Genomic DNA, 18703 nt, shown 5'->3' with positions numbered 1-18703 from the left:
CAGGGCGGCGGCAGGCGGCGTCTTGGTCTGGGCGGGAACCTGCTCCTGCAGCCGATCCTCAACCCGCCCGTACCAGAGGTAGACCCCGGCATAGACAAGCAGGGTTATGATGACCAGTCGAACCACAAGAGCAACCACGGCGTTATCGCAACTCCTTTTCCAGGGCTTGAAACTGCATAGAAAATTCCTCGAAATGAATGCTGGGGTTCACCGGATCGCCCGAGAGCCGAAACGGCAGGGGTTTGTCCTTGAGTTGGGCGCGCACGGCCTGCACGGCAACGGTATTGTCCAATCCTTTAAAAAATCGCGGCTCCGGATGCAAGGCGCCGCGGACAACAATCTGCGCAGACGTCGCCCCCTGACCCCATTCGGCGTGCCCCGTGAATTGACCGCGCATCAACTCGGACGCCACTTCGCCCTGCTCAATCTCGATGCGATTGCCGTCGCCGCGCAAGTTTAAGCTAACCAGGGAAAACGGGATCACCGAATGGCTCAGAATCGGCCGTTTCAGCCCCAAACGTCCGTTTTCGACCTTGACCTCGGCCTTCAACTGGGCTTTTTCCTGTTTGGTTGGAACCCCTGCGCCGGCGAAGGTCGCCGAAACCACACCTTCCACCTCCCGTCCCAACCGCAAGGAGAGCAGCGGCCAGTCGGCCAAGCGCAATTGCTGCACGGTTCCTTCCCAGGACCATTCCGTGGGCCCGGCAATGCTCTGCACCAGGCCGGCAATGCTCCCCTGGCCGACGACAATTTGATACTTAATCCGCAGCCGCCGAGATTGCAGCGAACCCGCCCAATCCGGCTGCACAACCAGCGAATCCAAACGAATCATGGGTCGATCCGCAGCCCCATACCCTTCAAGAGCCTCCATGCGCAACGCCGCCGGCATCTCCAGGGTCACAGACCGCAGCCGCCATTGCAGTTCAGGCCAGGCGCCTTTCAAGTGGCCGACCAGCGAGCGCCGCAGCGCCTCTTCCGGAAAAAGCAGCCACAGCAAAAGAGCCAGCGCCCCCAGAGTGTAGGCCAGATAGCCGATGCTGCGGATCAGCTGCCCTCGGGCGCGTGTGATCATTGTCCTTTGAACCTATTGGCCGGTTGGGCCTGCAGCCTGATCGACGCTCACCATCACCAGCGTCGCGTCAAGGGTGGCCTCTTCTTTGGTGTTTTCCTGGATAGTCAGCTTGTCAATCCCGACCAAATGCTCCGGCGATTCCGTTTTTTCCAGAAACGCCACCAGTTTCTTCAAGGTCACCGCCTGCAGCTTCATCTCGACCAAGGTCTGCTTAAATTGCTCGTTGCCCCGCGATTCCGACGGCTTCATATAGGCGATGTGCTCCTTCACCTCACTTTCATCAGCGTTTTTTTCCAGAAAGGCAAACAAACTGAAGCCCTCTTCACGCTGGGCCAGCAACGCGGCCATGGAGCCTGATTGCTCACTGAGTTCTCGATGGCGCTCCCGCAGCACCCGCATTTCCGCCACTGCCTTTTCCTGCGCAACCAGCCGCTTGTTCAGGCGCGACCGGTTGTCGATCAAGGGAAACACCATGAATTGGAGCACAACGAAAACAAGCAGGCCCGCCCCCGCTGCAGTCACCGCCATCCTCTCCCGTCCGGTCAGTCGCATCAGATTCCCTCAAGTTGCAGTTGGACTTCAAAACGGATGGCGCCGGTCTTCTTTTCCTTGTCCGCCGTGGCCGAGACGATCTGCACCGACTTGTACCGGGGAGAGGCCGACAGCAGGCTTTTGATGGTCTCGACCGAATTGAAGGTGTCGGTGGTCCCTTTGATCAGCACAGCTTCGCGATCAATCGAGAGCCGGCTGACGCGCAGGGCAAGGGTTGCGGGAATGCGCGACGAGACGTCGGCCAACAGATCCAGGGTTCGCCTGTCGGCGACAAACAAGGGCATCGGCGACTCAGGCCCGTGCGCGGATTTCAACCGCGCCTGCATCTCGACGTAAGGGTCCTGAACCTTGGTCACGCCAGGGAAGGCGCTCTTGAAAATCGCCGTCATTTCAGCAGTCAGGGCCTTGTCGCGCCGCTGCAGCAGGCGGTAATCGTAGCCCATGTACGCCAACCCGCCGACCAGCAGCATCGCCGCAGCGGCAAGCGCCGCCACCAGTTGTTTGCGGGACGAATAGAAGCTGCGTTGTTTGGCAAAGGCCAGCCGGCGAAGATTGACGCCGCCCCTGCTCAACCCCTGCAGAGACAGCGCCAGGGCGCGGTCATACTGTTGCCCAAGCCACTGTTCGGTCTGCTCTGCGGTGCACGAAATCCTGGCAAGCGACAACAGTTCGACCGTTGTGACCGGCAACTCCAGGGATGCGGCAAGGATTTCCGCCATGCCGTCCATGTTGGCCAGAGGCCCGGTGAGCGCCACCCACTCAGGAAGGCTGTGCTCCTTGCTCTCGATGCGAAAGTAATCCAAACTCCGGCCGATGGCCTGACTCAGCAAGCGAACACATTCCTCCGCTGCCGCGCGGTCGGCGACCTTTGCCTCGCCGTTGACAAACGAAACCGGAGGATGAAGGATCATCTGTTCCGGATGGGAAAGCCTCCGATAAAAAACCGGCTTATTTTCAACCACAAGGGCGATGGAAATGGAGTGCAGATCAGCATGCACAAGGAGAAAATTGTGTCCGTCGCGGTTGCGGGCGGCAATCTGCGCCGCCAGGGGAACCATTGCCGGCGTCACCGCATCGGGATCCACCACGCCCTGCAAATCGGCAAGCAGGCTGCCGAGCAGGTCTTTTTCCACGGCAAACGCCACCACCAAACTGCCTTCGTTGGTTCGTTTGCTCGGACAAAAATCATAGGCAACAGCATCGAGTGGCGCAATCAGCTGTTCTTCCAACTCAAACGGCAGGGCCTGCGCTATTTTTTTGACATCCGTAAACGGCAGAGCCAGATTGCGGACACTGAGCAGGGAAAACGGCAAGCCGCACACACACAGACCCTCCCGCCAATCGAGCTGTTCGCACAGCAGGCGAATGGCGGCGGCAAGATCCTCGCCTTCGGGCAGGGGCAGGCTCAGACGATTGACCAGGATAGGAGCTTTTCGCTGCTGCTCAAGCACCACCCCGGTAATGTACCCGTCGCTAATGTCAATCCCCAGTGATTTCGTGCCCATGAACCTCGTGCCCACGCCCTGCGACGCAGAAAAAGGTGATGCAAACCATCCCACAGCGGCCAAATGCGCTCATTGCATTTCCCACCGCAAAACAGTCAGTTGCTGGTCGGCGCGCTGCAACACGCCGCTGCCGGTTCGGCTGTACTGAGAAAAATCGGCCCGCGCCTTGACCTGGAAATATGTGCCGGAAACCGTCAACAGATCCGCTCCCAAATCAATTGAGGCAGGGAAGCCCGCCACTTTGCGATACCAATCGGCAGTGGCCAAGGCCTCCTGGTTTTTGCGATACTCCCTGAAATCTATCAATTCTTGTGCCAATTCCTGAGTCATCTCCAAGGACAACGCCTGCAACACCGCCGCCGGCGCGGCGTTGAGGTTGATTTTAGCGTCCTCGCCCATGACCGTCACGTAGGGCAAGATGCCCTCATGCCCCTGATCGCCGAAAACAATCGCCGGCGTCATACCTTTGACCAACAGCAGTTCCTCTGGGGTGACCATGGAGCCGTTGCGGCACGCATACGGGGTCTCCAACGCCTGGTAATAGGGGTCTTCGGCCCCCTGCTGGCGTTCCTCGTCGTCCTGATCGATCCAGTCGCCCAGGGCGTCGAGCAGGGCCTCGGCCTGCTCCTCGTTTTCTACGGCAAATCTTCCCGAGAGCAGAAATCGAAGCCACACCGCACGATACGCCTCATTGCTTGCGTCCGCGAGCGCATTGACCTGCAGCCGGCCGGAGAGATCGGTCACGCTCAGGCTCAGATCGACGTCGCCGGCCAGGGATTTCAGCCGCTCCGGATCAAAGGCAGCCCAGGCGTCATGCGGGGAATCAAAGGCATTCTCCTTTTGATCGATCAACAGAGCGGCCCGCGCCAGGTTCAGCCCGCCCAGGACCATAGCGTCCAACCGCACCTGTTCGCGCTGGGAGGTCGACGCCGCGATCTGGCGATCAACGGTCATCATCAACTGCACGGTCATGGCTGCCAAAAAACTGATGATGAGCAAGGTCAGCACCAGGGCCATGCCTGATTGATTGCCCGCAATCGGCTTAGTTTGCACCCTTGCCCTCCGCCGGCAGCACAACCCTGGTGCTGAAGGTCTGAGCGGTTTCCTGGTCGGAATCGATCCAGAATTCGAGGATGATATGCACGGCCGCCGGCAAGGTCGACGCAGCGGCTTCTTTGTCTGCGTCGGTGTCGGTGTCGACGCCCTTTTGCCAACTGTCAAATTCCTGACCTTCCCGATCAAAATAGGAAAACTGGACTGATCGCAGGTTGTCGGCAAGCAGGAACGCCGGTTCCATGGCGCCTTCCGGCCGTTTCTCCCAACCGGGCAGGGCCGGGGTGTCCGAACGGAGCAACTGCAACTTGCGCGCATCCGCCGCATCGGGCTGCAGCCAATACCGCACCACCGCCGCCCCTGGCTGCTGTTTTTCCGGATTCAACACCAGATGCGCCAGGGTGAGACATTGCAGACTGTCGGCCCGTTGCCCGTTGAGGTCCTTTTTTTCACCGACAAAGGCGCCCTCCTGAGCGGAGAAAGCGGCGGCCACGTCCCCGCCAATCCGGCGCAGGGCTGTTTGCGCCTGGAAATACGCGTCTTCTTCGCGCTCTGTTCCTTCGACCACTTTGAGGGAGGCCGAGAGCGACAGGGACAGCATGGCGACAACTACCCCGAGCACCGACATGGCCAGCAGCACTTCCAGCAGGGTAAACCCTTGGTTGCGTCCGTTCACGGCTCAACCTCCGATTTCTCGACGGTTTCAGCGTTTTTCTTGCTCTCCCCGAGCGTCTCTTTTTTATCGCCGGTCGGCTTGGCGGCCGCAACCGGACGCTTGAAGACAATGGTCCGCAGGGTAAAGGACAAGCGCGCGTCCTGATCGTTGGCAACGGTTATATCCAGCGCTTTGAGCATGTCGGCGGCGCCTGCCAGGCCCGTCTCGCTCTCGGTGAGTTCCTCGACCTTCAGTTTCCAGACAAAATGGGGGTAGTCCTCGCCAAAGGTCCCTTCGTCGCCGGCCAGTTGGTCGTAGTCCTGGAGCATGAGGTCGCTCATTTTCCACTGCGCCAGCAGCGAGGCCATGGCGTCGAACTTTGCCCCGGAGGCAATGGACACGCTCTGGGCCTGGGCGCCTAACAGGGTGACCACCGCAATGGCAATCACCGCCACCGCAATCATCACCTCAAGCAAAGTAAACCCTGCGGCGTTCGGATTTATGCGCCCCGCAGGGCGGTCACCGTAAGAACGCATCCTGGTCCGGGGCCACATGACTGTCAATTATTTGAACCTTGCCAAGAAAAGGAGAGAGGACCACCGACATCTCCCGGCCGTCGTCCTTGCGCAGATAGAGAATCGTCGGCTCGACATAGCCTTCTTTGCTGAAACGGACGACGCGATCCTGCCCGGAACGGGCGCCGCCGTACCAGGACCAGAAATCCCCCACCTGCACCGCGTCGGCAAGCCGCAAGGTCTCTTTGACGGGCTCCGTCTGCCCCGGCGTCTTTTTCTGCTCCTGCTCGGGCTCAACGACGAAAAGGCGTTCGTTTTCGCTATATTTGAGCAGATAGGGAATTTGATCGCGCTGGGCCAGACGGCCGGACTGGTGGATCAGCCCCACCAGCTTGCGCACGGTCGTCTTCAGTTGATCGGCGTATAAAAAATCGGCAATCTGCGGCACGGCAAAGGAAGCGGTCAGGGCAATCAGCGCCATGACCACAATCAACTCGATCAGGGTGAAGCCCCTGCTGTTCATCTGGGGACGCACGCCGCTCAGGTCTCAGGTCTCAGGTCCTTCGCCGGCGTTATTCCAGTTCCCAGTTGTTGATGTCCGCGTCTTTGTCTTCGCCGCCGGCCTGGTTGTCCGGGCCGTACGAGACGAGATCGAAATCGCCGTGCAATCCCGGACTGATATAGACGAAATCATTGTCCCAGGGATCCTTGGGCACCTTGCCCTTGTCCAGATACCCGCCGGTCCGCCATTTTTTGGCAAGCACGCCGACCGTGGGCGCTTCCACCAGGGCAAGCAGCCCCTGCTCGGTGGTCGGATACTGGCCGTTGTCGAGCTTGTACAGCTTCAAGGCCTGTTCGATGGATTGGATCTGGACGCCGGCCTTGGTGCGCCGGGCCTCCTCGGGCCGATCCATGATGCGCGGCACAATCAAGCCGGCAAGGATGCCGAGAATCACCATCACCACCATCAACTCAATCAGGGTGAATCCCTGGACGCCGCTCAGGCCGTGGGCCCGTCTTGCACGTGTAGTCGTCATTGTTCTCACTCGCAAATAGTTCAAAAGCTTATACGTTGGGAACGCGTCCATGCCGGAGCCGCGTCAAACCTGCATTCGGGAACGCCCGCAGCGGCGACCAATGAACGTCGCTGCCGCGACCAAGGTCACAAGGGCTGTCCCCAGCCCTCCCTGCACCGCCAACCAGGAAAAACCGACCACCGGCAACAGCAGCAGGCGCACCAGCAGCCGTAACGCCGCGTTGCCGGCAACCACGTCGGCCACGGGCGGCGAAAGAGTGTAGTACAACTCGACCAGCTGTTGGCCGCCGACATGGCCGACCAGATACAGATCACGAAAATCCCGCAGTATTTCGACGCAGGGGTGGAGCAGACTGCCAAAAGACGCGGTGGCGATGAAACAGGCGTCGGCCGTCCTGACGCTGATCTGGTTACCGTAATACACCGCGCCGTCGGCGGTGAGAGCATAGGCGCGGATGTAGTACACCGCGCCGGGTTGGAGATGTTCCAGCAGGGTGTTGAAAACGCCACCGCCCGAGCCGTCGTCGGTGGTCCCCTCCTCAACGATCCGCTCGGTGGCAGTTGAGGGAACGGCGGAGGTTGCAGAGGCGTCCGCCGCCACCGCCTCGGCAGCCCAAAAGGCGGCAAGACGACGCAAGCCGCTGTCAATGATGGTGGAGGAGACGGCGTCCTTGTAGAGCGGGCCCTGTTTGACGCTGAACACCACGCCGCGCCGGACAACTTCCTTGCCAAAGGATTCGGCAATTTCGCCGCCGGTGGTCAGCGTGGTGCGGGTGACGTCGGCGGACAGCGTGGTGGTGATGTGACTGCTGCGGTGGCCGGGCTGATCAACAATGCGGTCGACCAGGTCGTCCGCCGCGAACCGGGCGGCGACAATGGAACTCACCGCGCCGCCTTCGGCCGTGCCGACGACGATGACGTTGCCCTTGGCGTCGGTGGTCAAGGCATAACCGACCGACTCGCCCTCGCTGAAGGCGGTGGTGACAATGCGGGAGTCAAGCACCCCGGCGATGCCGTCTTCGCTCGTTGCCTCGGCAGCCCAGGCAGAGGGGAAAAAGAAGTCGCCCCACGGCCGACCGGCGCCAGACGCTGACCGGTTTGCAAACAATCGTCCCTGCCAAGGATGCGGCGCCTGCCAGAGCGTGGTGGTGTCGGAGTAGGAATCAGAGACCTGCATCTGCCGGATCTGCACCTCGCTGTCCCACATTTGCAGCTTTCTGATCTGCACCTTGGTTCGGCCGTTGACCCGCACCTCTTGGACCGGCAATTCTCCAGCGGCCGGGTCAACGCTGCTCCCAACCACGCCTGAGGCGGCCATGACCGAACCGTCCGGGAGATACGAGGCCAGCAGGAATTGACGTGCCCCTTTTTCGATGGCAAACCCGCTCGCAGCCACGCCGTTTGCCCCGACGCTGACGTCGTAGAGCACATCGTCGTCGGCGCTGATTCCGGAGACAACGACGCCGCGTTTGCCGAAGCCGGGGTCAAGCCTGCCGTCCTGGGTGAATCGGAACAGGGCCGCGTCCCGCTTGCCGGCCGCGCCCACCGAACCGACAAGATACAACAAACCGTCGCGGTCTTCGGCCAGCCTGTACCCCTCGCTGGCGGCAAAGGCGCCGGAGGCCACGGCGATGCCCTTGGCGCCAAAGGCGGTGTCCACGGCGCCGTCGGCCCGCAGCCCCACCAACATCGCCGCAGGATTGTTTTTCTCTTGATAGGACCCGGAAATCACTAGCGAGCCGTCGTCACGCTCCACCAGGCCCTCGGCGTTGGCGTCGCCGCCAACCCCAATCAGGCTGACGCCCTGTTCGCCAAAGCTGTCGTCCAGATTGCCGGCGGCGCTGTACCGCACCGCCACCAGCACTTTGCCGGCCGTGCCTTCGGTCGAGCCAACGGCCGTGATCTGGTCGGAGCCGTTGACGGTAAGCGCGGTTATCTCCTCGTTGCCGTTGCCGATCGAGGTCAGGACGGCGCCGTCAACGCCAAATTGGGCATCCAGGGAGCCGTCGCGGCGGTAACACACCAGGGCAAAATCACGGTCAACGCCGTTATGACTGTAGCCGCCGGCGACAATGCGGCCGTCGGACAGCAGACCCAAGGCCAGGGCCTCGTCGTCGCCGGCCACCAGCGAGGTGACGACCGAACCTTCGCCGTTGAACGTGGTGTCCAGCGAGCCGTCCGGGTTAAAGCGAAGCAGGGAAAAATTCATGGCCGCGCCCTTGGCCCCGGCAGACGAACCGGCCACCACAATCTTGCCGTCCGGCTGCACCAGCACCGCATGCCCGCTGCTTTTCACGCCCAGCTCAACCGCCACCCGCCCGTTGAGACCAAAAGTGGCGTCAAGCTGCGAGAATGCCCAGGCAGGCCAACTGCCGGTCAAGAGGGTTAGGATCCCCAGGCTGACGCACCAAAAAAATCGAGTATGCATGGCCACACCTCGCAGCATGGAAAAAATTGCGGGGAACATATATGTTAAGAACACCATACCATAGAGCGGCAGACAGCTGCAATTTATACGCAACAAAAGAGCGCCAGACAAGGTGGCCCTGATGATCCGGCAAAAAAAGATCAACCCGGACACGCGCGCAGCATCCGGGTTGATTGGCAATTGAATGTCTGTCGAACCCAAGGCGCAAATTGCCGCCCAGGTTCGTTCTCAATTTACTGTTGCCGACCGGCCACCCTTCTTTTCCCCAAAAAAGCAACACTGACCAAACCGCAACCAAACAACAACAGAGATGCTGGTTCCGGAACAGGAGTCGCGTTGATGTTGTCGAATTGGTGAAAGTCAGACGTCTGCAGCCAACTCACCATAACAAGATTGGTGAATTCCGAACTGAAAGAAAACGTTTCCAGGCCAAAGACATTGTCGAGCGTAAAAGATTGCGAGACAATTTGTCCATCGTTGCGAATACCGGTGAACGTAACGACCGATTGCTGTTCGTAGACGTCGGAATAAAACAACTCTGCCAAATCAATAGAACTCAAGGCAAACACATTCAAATCGGTCATGGCGAGAACGGTTTGGCCGTTGCCATTGTCATTAAAAAGGGCTGCCGACCCAGTGTATCCGTAGGCGGCCGCCTCTCCCCACACTGCGAACAAAGGGTCGTTGCCGGCAGTGTTTTTGAGAACAAATCCGTCCTCAGTGTACGTGGACCCGACAGACAGATACTCCTCTGTATGCGCCAATGTTTCAAAATCCAGCACTGAGGCGTAAGCGCCCACCGCAGGCAAAAAAACGGTTAAGGACAACACAAAAAAAACAACCTTGGTCTTCATAACACAACTCCCCGTTCCTTCTAGTTTTCACAGTAATTTAGCGACAAAATCGCCTTCATTGTTCAATACCGCCCAAACTGTGGAGGTTTTAGCGTCCACGCCATAGGTTCCCAGCCCGTAACTCTCTTTCCAGGGACCGTAGACAAACTTTTTCACGCCTCCGGAGTTCAAATCCACTGCATTGCGCCACACCTTGTTTTCGTCCCGAACGGCAAGCGCAAATTTTCCTGTCACCAACTGGGACGGTCGGGCTTTCTTCGAATCAAAACCGAGCGAGAGGGTATAACTATCCGTGGCGGCGCTCTCTTTTTCGGCAGGCAGATATCCGGTGAGATTGCCGTCATACAGACTGAGGTTGTCGACCATGCCCCACAGGCTAAAGACGGGACTGCCGGCGTTGGCAACCAGATCGGCGTCGGCCCAGCCGGTGCTGACGGTTTTGCTTAACGCTCGATTTAAAAAGTCGGTTTCGGCATTGCCGTTGACGCCGCAAAGAATCTTTGCGGCAAAGCCCTTATAGTTTCCTTTTATGCCCACATAGCTTTCACCGCGCGCGACAACATACTGGTCCCCGTTCAGGCTGTAACCAAAGCGCTCCCGCAGATAAAAATCGAATGTTTCCGGGACAGTAATTAAATCGGTGTCGCCATAATCCTGTCCATGACTTGCCGAATAAAAGTCAACCGTCACCCGCGACCCATCAATGGTGAAGATGTAGTAGCCGACGGTGTACAACTCCTGAACCACCGGGATTTCCCGGCCGTCGTCGCCGGATGCGGGGGTATAAAATTTATAGCTGTTTGAAGCGCAAATGATCTGATCAACGTTAAAGGTACGGCTGGAATCCGTCACAACGGAACGATGGTGCATGTGGTCATGGCCACCAAGGCAGTAACGCACCCCGTTGACGTCGAGGCTCTTGATGAAGGCGTCGCGAGCGGCGGCATTGGCCGTCAAGTTAGCGCCGAACAGGACATCCTTATGATTCTGGCCGATCAAATTTTTATGCGCAAAAACAAAAGCGTGCTGCTCGGACGACTTGGAGGCGAGCACACCGTCAACCCAACTCACCTGATCGACCGCATTGTGATTGGTGCTGCTCAGATAGTTCGAACCGTCCTTGCGGGTAAACTGATCGATGAGCACGCACCGGACATTGTTGTAGTCAAAGGCGTACGAGAGCCCTTTCAAATTTTCGGCAGGACTGGTGAAATTTTCGGCGCCAAAAACATTGGCGCCCTCGCCCAGGGTCTGGGGAAAAAGAACCGGCAGCTCATTGGCCGCCGTCGCGGTGGCTTCATGGTTGCCCCGAACCGGAAAAAAACCGATCCCATTGTCGTACAGCGCCTGGCAGGCGGTTGCGCGCGTCGGCAAGGTGCGAGCGCCGTCGACGGCCTCCTTGTCGACAAGGTCGCCCACCTGGACGACAAACTTGCACTGGTGCTGAATGAATTGCTCATTCAGGGCATTAATGACGGACACGGCGCAGGATCCTGGTTCCACGCCGGCATTGACGCCGGTCCGCCATTGGGTGTCGGCCATGACGCCAAAACACCAGGCGTCCTCCGAGACGGCCGTTGCCAAAGCCGGTTTAAACGACAACCACGGCAGGTCAATCCCCGACAGAGCGAGCCCTGCAGCGCTCGCGCCGCCAATTTTCAAAAACTTTCGTCTATCCAGCTCTTTCATTTTTCCCTCCTGAACTTCTTTGATTTTCAGCCCGGCATTCAATTGCCGAATCCCCATTTTCAACGATTGCTTTGTTCTCTTGCTGATTGCGTTTCGCAGCACGCGCCTTGTCCTGAACGGCTGTTGAACCTACAGGGGATGTGTTACCGTCTCGTTCCCAATCGATTATTTTTAGATGAGCGTCAGGTTAGCGGCCAGGGTGCTGCACCCATCATTAAACGCATTGATATCGGTGGAATAGCCACCAACAGGGCGTCCCGGACCGGGCGAAGCAATGAAACAACGGCAGGTTAACGGAAAACGCGGGGGGAGCGGTTGCAGAAGGGCAAGCGCCAAGACAGGAGGGCTTTGACGTTTCGCCTCTCGCTCTGAGGCACAGCGCCCCAGGGCAAAAGACGGACAAATTTTCGGACAAGGAGGGGTGTGCGCCCGATCAACGCCTCAAAGCAATGACCTTCGCAGCGGGAGAGGCGATAGGGGGGAGGGGAAGGAAAAGGCTGGCGCCGCCTTCAGGCTCAGTTGCCGCCAGCCTCACGGCCAGGCTCGGTTGCGGTCAGGAAAACCGCGTCTGGCGTGCGGCGCGGCAAGAGTCGCCTCAGCCCAAAGCGACGTCCAGAATCATCATGGTGGAAAAGCCGGCCAGAGTGGCCATGGTGACAAGGTCGATGTTGGCGGGGTTGCGCTGGGATTCGGGAATGAGTTCCTCGACCACCACAAAGATCATCGCGCCGGCGGCAAAACAGAGGGCATAGGGCAGGATGTTCTGCATTCTGAGGACAAACAGGGCGCCCAGCACACCGGCGACAGGTTCCACCAGGCCCGAGGCCTGACCGAGCAGAAAGCTCTTCATCCGGCTCATGCCTTCCCGTCGCAGCGGCATCGACACCGCCGTGCCCTCGGGAAAATTCTGCAGCCCGATGCCAATGGCCAGGGCAATGGCCCCGCCCATGGAGGCCGACGGCAGATCGGCGGCCACTGCGCCAAAGGCAACGCCGACCGCCAAGCCCTCGGGGATGTTGTGCAGGGTGATGGCCAGCACCAGCAGGGTGCTGCGCTGCCACGAGGTTTTGATGCCCTCGCTTTGCGACATGGCCAGGCCGGGGTGGAGATGGGGCAGCACTCGATCAATCAGGCGCATAAAGACGCCGCCGCCCATGAAACCGATGGCGGCGGTCAGCCAGGGGATGTGGCCCATCTGCTCGGCCATCTCGATGCCGGGGGCCAGCAGCGACCAGAAACTGGCGGCGATCATCACCCCAGCGGCAAAACCGAGCAGGGCGTCGAGAAGCCGTTGATTGATCTCCCGGCTCATGAACACCAGCCCGGCTCCGGCGGCGGTCACCGCCCAGGTGAACAGGGTGGCCAGAAACGCTTGGGTCACAGGACTGAGCTGCTGCAAAAAAACTATCATGACAGAGACCTCGCATCCATTTGAACAAGGGGGACCTGCTTCGCCGCGTTCCGGTCAGGTTCGTTTTGTGGGTATTCTACGCGGCAACAGGCTCTACATGCAAAAAAAAGCGGCCGCTTTTCAGGATTGCCGTCGAACACGAGCAATGCTCAGGACGCGCAGGCATCCTTGCCGGTCGTCGCCCCCTGCAGGGCGCGGTTCATCCGGCCCGGCAATCGACGTTCGAGCAAGGCCTCGTAATAATCGACCACCCGGCAGAACAGGGTCAGGTCGATGCCGGTGGCCACGCCCATGCCCTGGAAGAGATGCGCCGCATCCTCGGTGGCCACGTTGCCGGTTGCCCCGGGGATAAACGGACACCCGCCCAGACCGCCCGCCGCCACGTCAAAAATTCGCACCCCGGCCTCATAGCCGGCATAGATGTTGACCAGTCCCAAGCCCCGGGTGTCGTGGAGATGCAGCGACACTTCGACCTCCGGATGCGCCTTGCGCACCTTGGTCGCCATGGATGTGATTTGGTGAGGCCCGGCCATGCCGGTGGTGTCGGCCAGATTGATTTCGCTGGCCCCGGCTGCAGCCAGCCGCGCCGCCGCCGCCAGGACAATCGCCTCGTCGATGGCCCCGTCGGTGACGCAGCCAAAGGCGCATTGCAACCCCGCCCGCACCTGGAGGCCCTCGGACGTCGCCCTGGCAATCAGTTCGGCCATGGCCTCCAGGGCCTCGGCCGCCGGTCGACCGCTGTTGTGCAGGCTATGGGTGTCCGAAACCGAGATCGACATGCTGAGATGATTGAGACCGCTGCGCACCGCCCGCTCCAGCCCTTTTTCATTGAGCACCAGGGCGGTGCAGAGGAGGTCCGGATACTGCCGCCGCACCAGGGCCGCCAGCACGTCGGTGTTGGCCACCTGCGGCGCCGAGCGCGGATTGACGAAACTGCCGAGCTGCAGCCGACGAACCCCGGCCTCGGCCAGCAGGCGGACAATCTCCATCTTCTCCGTCAGACTGAACAGCCGGCTTTCAGCCTGCAACCCGTCCCGCAGGGACTCTTCTTCCAAAACAACCTGCATCCGTGTACCTCGATAAATAATTCCGTCCCGCGCCGCATGGGCACGTCCGATGCAGTTGTGGGTGTGCAAACGACATTTATGCTGCACAGACGCCACGCAATTGTGGTATTTGTGTGGCACAGCGCCGCTGGATGCCGCACAACCGTGGCGAGCTTACCCCACCTGCAACGAAACACGGATAATAGCATGTCATGGATCAAGAAGCGAAAAGAATAGCGCTGTATGTCCAGCGCTACAAATTGCTCCGGGAAATCGGCGAGCTGCAGATCGAGCCGACCGCCGACGAGACCGCTTTCCTCAACCGTTGCTGCAGCCTGCTGCTGCAGGATCCGGAATACTGCCTGATCTGGGTGGGCCAGGAGGAGGAAAACGGCCAGATCACGCCGGTGACCACCGCCGTCCAGGAAGGTCTGCCGGCGCGACAGTGCCGGGGCCTGGTGACCCGTTTGGTCACCGAATCCTCGACCACCATCACCGCCGCCCAGGCCTTGGCGACCGGCGCGCCGGCGATCTGCTCCAACCTTGCGCCCGCACAAGGCCCGGCGTCCTCGCCCTGGTCGCTCCTGACCGCGATCACCGGCAGCCGGTCCTGCGGGTCCTGGCCGCTGGTCCACGACCAACAGAAGTATGGCGTGCTCACCATCCACTCAATCCGCGAAGGCGGATTTGCCGGCGTCGAACTTGACTTCATCGCCAACGTGGTGGCCACCGTGAGTCGCTCCCTCTACCTTCGCCACACCTCGCGCCACCTACGTCTGGAACAGGATTTCAACTGCGAGATCGTGCAGACAGTGCAAGCCCTGCTGATTTCGCTGTCCCACTGCGGCGAGATTCTTTCCTTCAACCCCACGGCCCAGGAGGTCACCGGCTATCTCGAGGCTGAAGTCAAAGGCAAGTTCTGGGTCGACGTCCTGATCAGCCCGGACAAACGGGCCGAGAGCCAGAACCAGTTGTCGCGCGTGCTCAAGGGCGGCCAGTCGGAAATGAATTTCCAGGCCGAACTGCAGACCCGCAGCGGCGACAAACGGATGATCGAATGGCACGGCTCGATCCGCCCGGACATCGAACAAGGCCGGGTGGGCTTGGTGCTGTTCGGCATCGACGTCACCGGCCGGATGGCGGCGGACCGCGCCTTGAACCACGCCCTGGCCCGGTGGGAGAACATCTTTTCCTCGGTGCAGGACCCGGCCCTGATCGTCTCCGGACAGGGGGTGATCCTGGACGTCAATCCAGCGGCGGTGGCGGCGGCGCGGCGGCCGCGCGAGGAAATCATTGGCCGGGGGGTGTGCGAGATCCTCCACGGCGGCCGCCGGCCAGGGGCGATCTGCCCGTTGGAAGTGTTGCTCAGCCAGCAGAAAAGCCGAATTTTTGAGACCGAACTGCGCGGCCTGCGCGGCAATTTCCTGCTCACCGTCAGCCCATTGCACCAGTACGACGGCCAATCCGGGGCCGCCCTGTTGCTTGCCCGCGATCTGACCGACGAGCAGCTGATGAAAGCGGAGGCATTCCGCGCCGCCCAGCTGGCCGCCGTGGGCGAACTGGCCGCCGGCGTGGCCCACGAGATCAACAACCCGATCAACGGGATCATCAATTACGCTCAGATCCTGATCGATTCCAACCAGCTGGATCACAACGTCGATTTCCTCCACCGCATCATCAAGGAAGGAAAACGGATTGCCGGCATCACCAAAAACCTGCTCGATTTTTCAAGAAAACGGGATCAATCCGCAGAACCGGTGAGCGTGCCCGCCCTGGTTCGTTGCTGCATCGAACTGATCCAGCACCAATACCAGCTCGAAGGCATTGCCCTGTCCGAGGAATACGCCAGCGACCTGCCGCCGATCTTCTGCAACCCGCAGCAAATCCAGCAGGTGCTGCTGAATGTGTTCAGCAACGCCCGCTATGCGCTCAACGAACGCTATCCCACCCTCCACGTCGACAAACGGTTGGTGGTTGCCGCCTGCCGCAAACGCCGCGACGACCAGGAGTTTGTCCGCATCACCATCACCGACTACGGCGCCGGCATTGAGCACGACCTGATGGACCGGCTGCTGGAACCTTTCTTCTCCACCAAAACCAAGGGCCAAGGCACGGGGTTGGGACTCAGCATCAGCCACAGCCTGATCCAGGAGAACAAGGGGCATTTTCGCATCCAGAGCCAGTGGGGCAAATGGACCACCGTCACCATCGATCTGCCGACGGCAGAGGGGAGCACGACATAGATGCCCGAACAGACCCGATTTATCGGCCAGCTGGGAATACTTTTTCTGGTTGCCGCCATTCTCCTGCTCTTGATGGACCGGCAGATGGTGGTTGGCCCGCCGGAGCTCAACCAATGGCCTTTTGTGCTGCTCTCCTTTATCGTCATGGCCGGGCTGTTTGTGGTGATCGCCTCTTTGGCGCAGGCACGATTCAAAACACTTGCCAAGGCCCAGACAGATCTGGAGCAACAACTGGCCGAGGCCACCCATGAGCTGACCCTGACCAGAAACAACCTGGAGCAGCGGGTGGAGCGCCGCACCTTTGAAATTTCAGTGGCCAACGCCTCGCTCAACCGCGAAATCGCCGAGCGCATCCAGGCCGAAACCGAAACCAAGCGGATCAAGCGGCGGATGGAGCTGATTCTCGAATCCGCCGGCGAGGGCATCTTCGGCCTCGACATCGACGGCAAGGTCACCTTTGTCAACAAGGCCGCAGCGTCCATGCTCGGCTGGGAGGCGGAGGATCTGGTCGGCCAGTCGCACCACGCCCTCATCCACCACACCCGCGCCAACGGCGGCGAGTATCCGGTCAGCCAGTGCCCGATCCACCAGGCCTACCGCGACGGCAAGGTCCATTTCGGCGACGACGAGGTCTTCTGGAAACGAGACGGCGCCAGTTTCCCGGTGGAATACATCAGCACCCCGATCCTTGAAAACCGTCGCCTGACCGGCGCGGTGGTGGTGTTCCGCGACCAGACCGCCTTCCGTCAACCCTTATGCCGCGCGCTGCCCGCAGGAGAGGCCTCATGAACAACCTGGAACAGGGAACCGCCATCCTGGTGATCGACGACGAAGAGAGTCTGCGCGACACCTTTCAATTTTTCCTGCAGAACCAGGGCTACGCGCCGGTGATCACTGCCTCGACCTATGAGGAGGCGTTGCAGGAACTGAGCGACCGCAGCTTTGACCTGATCATCAGCGACATTGTCCTTGGCGGCAACACCGGCATCGACGTGCTCAAGCGGGTGCGGGAACTGGGACTCAACTGCCCGGTGGTGATGATCACCGGCTACCCCACCGTAGAGACTGCGGCCGAGGCGGTGCGCCTGGGCGCCTTTGACTACATCCCCAAACCGGTGGACAAAGAGGCGCTGCTCAAGACCGCGCGACTGGCGCTGCGCCAGCATCAGCTCGAACAGGGCCAGCGGCGGGCGGAACGGGAGCGGGAGCGCTACCGGGCCTTTCTCGAGACCGTGTTCAAGAGCGTGACCGACGGCATCGTCACCGTGGACCTCAACCTGGACGTGATGGAAATCAATCCGGCGGCGCGGCTGCTGTTCAACGAACTGCAGCCGGGTTTGGCGGACCAGCGCAGCATCGTGCCCCTTTGCGGCCGCGAGGATTTCGCGCTGGTAAAAAAGGAACTGCTCCAGGTGTTGAAAACCGGGCAGGAGGGCACGCCGCATCTGGTGGAATGCCAGGGCGGCGACCAGCGCAAAAAGGTGCTCAGCATTGCGGCGGCCCCGCTCAAGGACGGCGCCGGCGGTCTGGAGGGGGCGGTGATGGTCATCCGCGACCTGACCAGCCCCGAGCCCAGGCAGACCGGCCGGCGGCAGCAGTTTCACCGCTTTCTCGGGGCCAGCGACGCCATGCAGGCGGTTTACACCCTGATTGAGAACGTCGGCCGGGTGGACCTGACCGTGCTGATCACCGGCGAATCGGGCACCGGCAAGGAGTTGGCCGCCGAGGCGCTGCACCGGGAAAGCCATCGCAAGAACCGGAGCCTAGTCAAGGTCGACTGCACCGCCATCCCCGAAACCCTGCTGGAGAGCGAACTCTTCGGCCATCGCAAGGGTTCCTTCACCGGCGCCGACCGCGACCGCATGGGCCGCATCCTCCAGGCCGACGGCGGCACCCTGTTTCTCGACGAGATCGGCGACATCCCGCCGATGATGCAGTTGCGGCTGCTGCGCTTTCTCCAGGAAAGCACCTTTTACCCGGTGGGCCAGGACACGCCGCTGCGGGTCGACGTGCGAGTGATCGCCGCCACCAACGTCGATCTCAAGGAAAAGGTCCGCTCCGGGGCCTTCCGCGAAGACCTCTATTTCCGCCTGCGGGTGATCGACGTCATCCTGCCGCCGCTGAGGGAGCGGGGCGACGACATCCTGCTGCTGATCGACCACTTCATCGCCAAGATCGCCCCCAAGGTGGGCAAGAGCATTGGCGGCATGTCCGACCAGGCCCGGCAACTGCTCCTGGACTACCCCTGGCCCGGCAACGTCCGCGAGCTTGAGCATGTGATCGAACGCGCCTGCGTGCTCTGCCAGGGAACCACCCTCTCCGCCGACGAGTTGCCCACCGAGATTGTCGTCTACCGCCAGCCCGAGGAGCAGCCCCAGACTGAGGCCGGTCTTGAACGGCCGGCAACGGTTGCCGCGCCGCGAACGGCGCCGGATCTTTCTCCCACCGAACGCATCCTCCAGGCCTTGAAAAAGGCCGGCGGCAACAAGGCCAAGGCCGCTCGCCTGCTGGGCATCGACCGGACCACCCTCTACCGCAAGATCCGGGAACTGCAGATGGATCTCACCCAAGCCGACTTCTGAATTCCACCACGCTTATGTGGCCACGGAACTGTGGCATTGCCACAGTTCCGTGGTTTTCCGCG

16 protein-coding genes are annotated in these 18703 nt (G+C 60.6%); 3 read left to right on the top strand and 13 right to left on the bottom strand.

Annotation, left to right across the window (positions count from 1 at the left end; translation table 11 throughout):
- Window positions 1-142: 142 nt before the first annotated feature.
- From gspN to RCH93_RS11235, 13 genes are all read right to left on the bottom strand, one after another.
- Window positions 143-1072, bottom strand: coding sequence for a type II secretion system protein GspN (gene gspN, locus RCH93_RS11295; protein ID WP_306548509.1), 930 nt, complete (start codon window positions 1070-1072; stop codon window positions 143-145).
- Window positions 1073-1084: 12 nt separating this feature from the next.
- Window positions 1085-1624, bottom strand: coding sequence for a hypothetical protein (locus tag RCH93_RS11290; RefSeq protein WP_306548508.1), 540 nt, complete (start codon window positions 1622-1624; stop codon window positions 1085-1087).
- The gene (gene gspL / locus RCH93_RS11285; protein WP_306548507.1) at window positions 1624-3129 is read right to left on the bottom strand and encodes a type II secretion system protein GspL; all 1506 of its coding nucleotides are present in this window, start codon (window positions 3127-3129) and stop codon (window positions 1624-1626) included. The genes RCH93_RS11290 and gspL overlap by 1 nt, the downstream gene beginning before the upstream one ends.
- 69 nt (window positions 3130-3198) lie before the next feature.
- A complete protein-coding gene (gene gspK / locus RCH93_RS11280; protein ID WP_306548506.1) occupies window positions 3199-4182 on the bottom strand; it encodes a type II secretion system minor pseudopilin GspK in 984 nt (327 codons plus the stop codon).
- Entirely contained in the window at window positions 4172-4858 is a 687-nt protein-coding gene (locus tag RCH93_RS11275) for a type II secretion system protein J (protein ID WP_306548505.1), read from the bottom strand. Before RCH93_RS11275 ends, gspK begins: the two co-directional genes overlap by 11 nt.
- A complete protein-coding gene (locus RCH93_RS11270) occupies window positions 4855-5373 on the bottom strand; it encodes a prepilin-type N-terminal cleavage/methylation domain-containing protein (RefSeq protein ID WP_306548504.1) in 519 nt (172 codons plus the stop codon). The genes RCH93_RS11275 and RCH93_RS11270 overlap by 4 nt, the downstream gene beginning before the upstream one ends.
- Complete coding sequence (locus RCH93_RS11265) at window positions 5357-5875, bottom strand: type II secretion system protein (protein WP_306548503.1); 519 nt, start codon at window positions 5873-5875, stop codon at window positions 5357-5359. The genes RCH93_RS11270 and RCH93_RS11265 overlap by 17 nt, the downstream gene beginning before the upstream one ends.
- A gap of 49 nt (window positions 5876-5924) precedes the next feature.
- Window positions 5925-6389, bottom strand: coding sequence for a type II secretion system major pseudopilin GspG (gene gspG, locus RCH93_RS11260; RefSeq protein WP_306548502.1), 465 nt, complete (start codon window positions 6387-6389; stop codon window positions 5925-5927).
- A gap of 63 nt (window positions 6390-6452) precedes the next feature.
- A complete protein-coding gene (locus tag RCH93_RS11255) occupies window positions 6453-8816 on the bottom strand; it encodes a delta-60 repeat domain-containing protein (protein ID WP_306548501.1) in 2364 nt (787 codons plus the stop codon).
- Window positions 8817-9049: 233 nt separating this feature from the next.
- Complete coding sequence (locus RCH93_RS11250; RefSeq protein WP_306548500.1) at window positions 9050-9670, bottom strand: PEP-CTERM sorting domain-containing protein; 621 nt, start codon at window positions 9668-9670, stop codon at window positions 9050-9052.
- 27 nt (window positions 9671-9697) lie between these two features.
- Window positions 9698-11212, bottom strand: a complete 1515-nt coding sequence (locus tag RCH93_RS11245; RefSeq protein ID WP_306548510.1) for a metallophosphoesterase — start codon at window positions 11210-11212, stop codon at window positions 9698-9700.
- Window positions 11213-11954: 742 nt separating this feature from the next.
- Window positions 11955-12770, bottom strand: a complete 816-nt coding sequence (locus RCH93_RS11240; RefSeq protein WP_306548499.1) for a ZIP family metal transporter — start codon at window positions 12768-12770, stop codon at window positions 11955-11957.
- A gap of 149 nt (window positions 12771-12919) precedes the next feature.
- Window positions 12920-13837, bottom strand: a complete 918-nt coding sequence (locus RCH93_RS11235) for a hydroxymethylglutaryl-CoA lyase (RefSeq protein ID WP_306548498.1) — start codon at window positions 13835-13837, stop codon at window positions 12920-12922.
- A 191-nt stretch (window positions 13838-14028) separates the two neighbouring features.
- Here RCH93_RS11235 and RCH93_RS11230 point away from each other — a divergent pair, with 191 nt between their 5' ends.
- Genes RCH93_RS11230 through RCH93_RS11220 form a run of 3 tightly spaced genes read left to right on the top strand, consistent with a single transcriptional unit; the run spans window position 14029 to window position 18641 of the window.
- Entirely contained in the window at window positions 14029-16059 is a 2031-nt protein-coding gene (locus RCH93_RS11230) for a PAS domain S-box protein (RefSeq protein WP_306548497.1), read from the top strand.
- Window positions 16060-16848, top strand: a complete 789-nt coding sequence (locus RCH93_RS11225) for a PAS domain-containing protein (RefSeq protein ID WP_306548496.1) — start codon at window positions 16060-16062, stop codon at window positions 16846-16848.
- Window positions 16845-18641: a sigma-54 dependent transcriptional regulator gene (locus tag RCH93_RS11220; RefSeq protein WP_306548495.1), complete on the top strand. Its 1797-nt coding sequence runs from the start codon at window positions 16845-16847 to the stop codon at window positions 18639-18641. The genes RCH93_RS11225 and RCH93_RS11220 overlap by 4 nt, the downstream gene beginning before the upstream one ends.
- The last annotated feature ends 62 nt before the right edge of the window (window positions 18642-18703 follow it).

Source organism: Desulfobulbus sp. (assembly GCF_030824455.1).
Taxonomy (GTDB): Bacteria; Desulfobacterota; Desulfobulbia; order Desulfobulbales; family Desulfobulbaceae; genus Desulfobulbus.
Note: the sequence above shows the minus strand (reverse complement) of the source record. Positions and strands in the feature narration are given on the sequence as shown.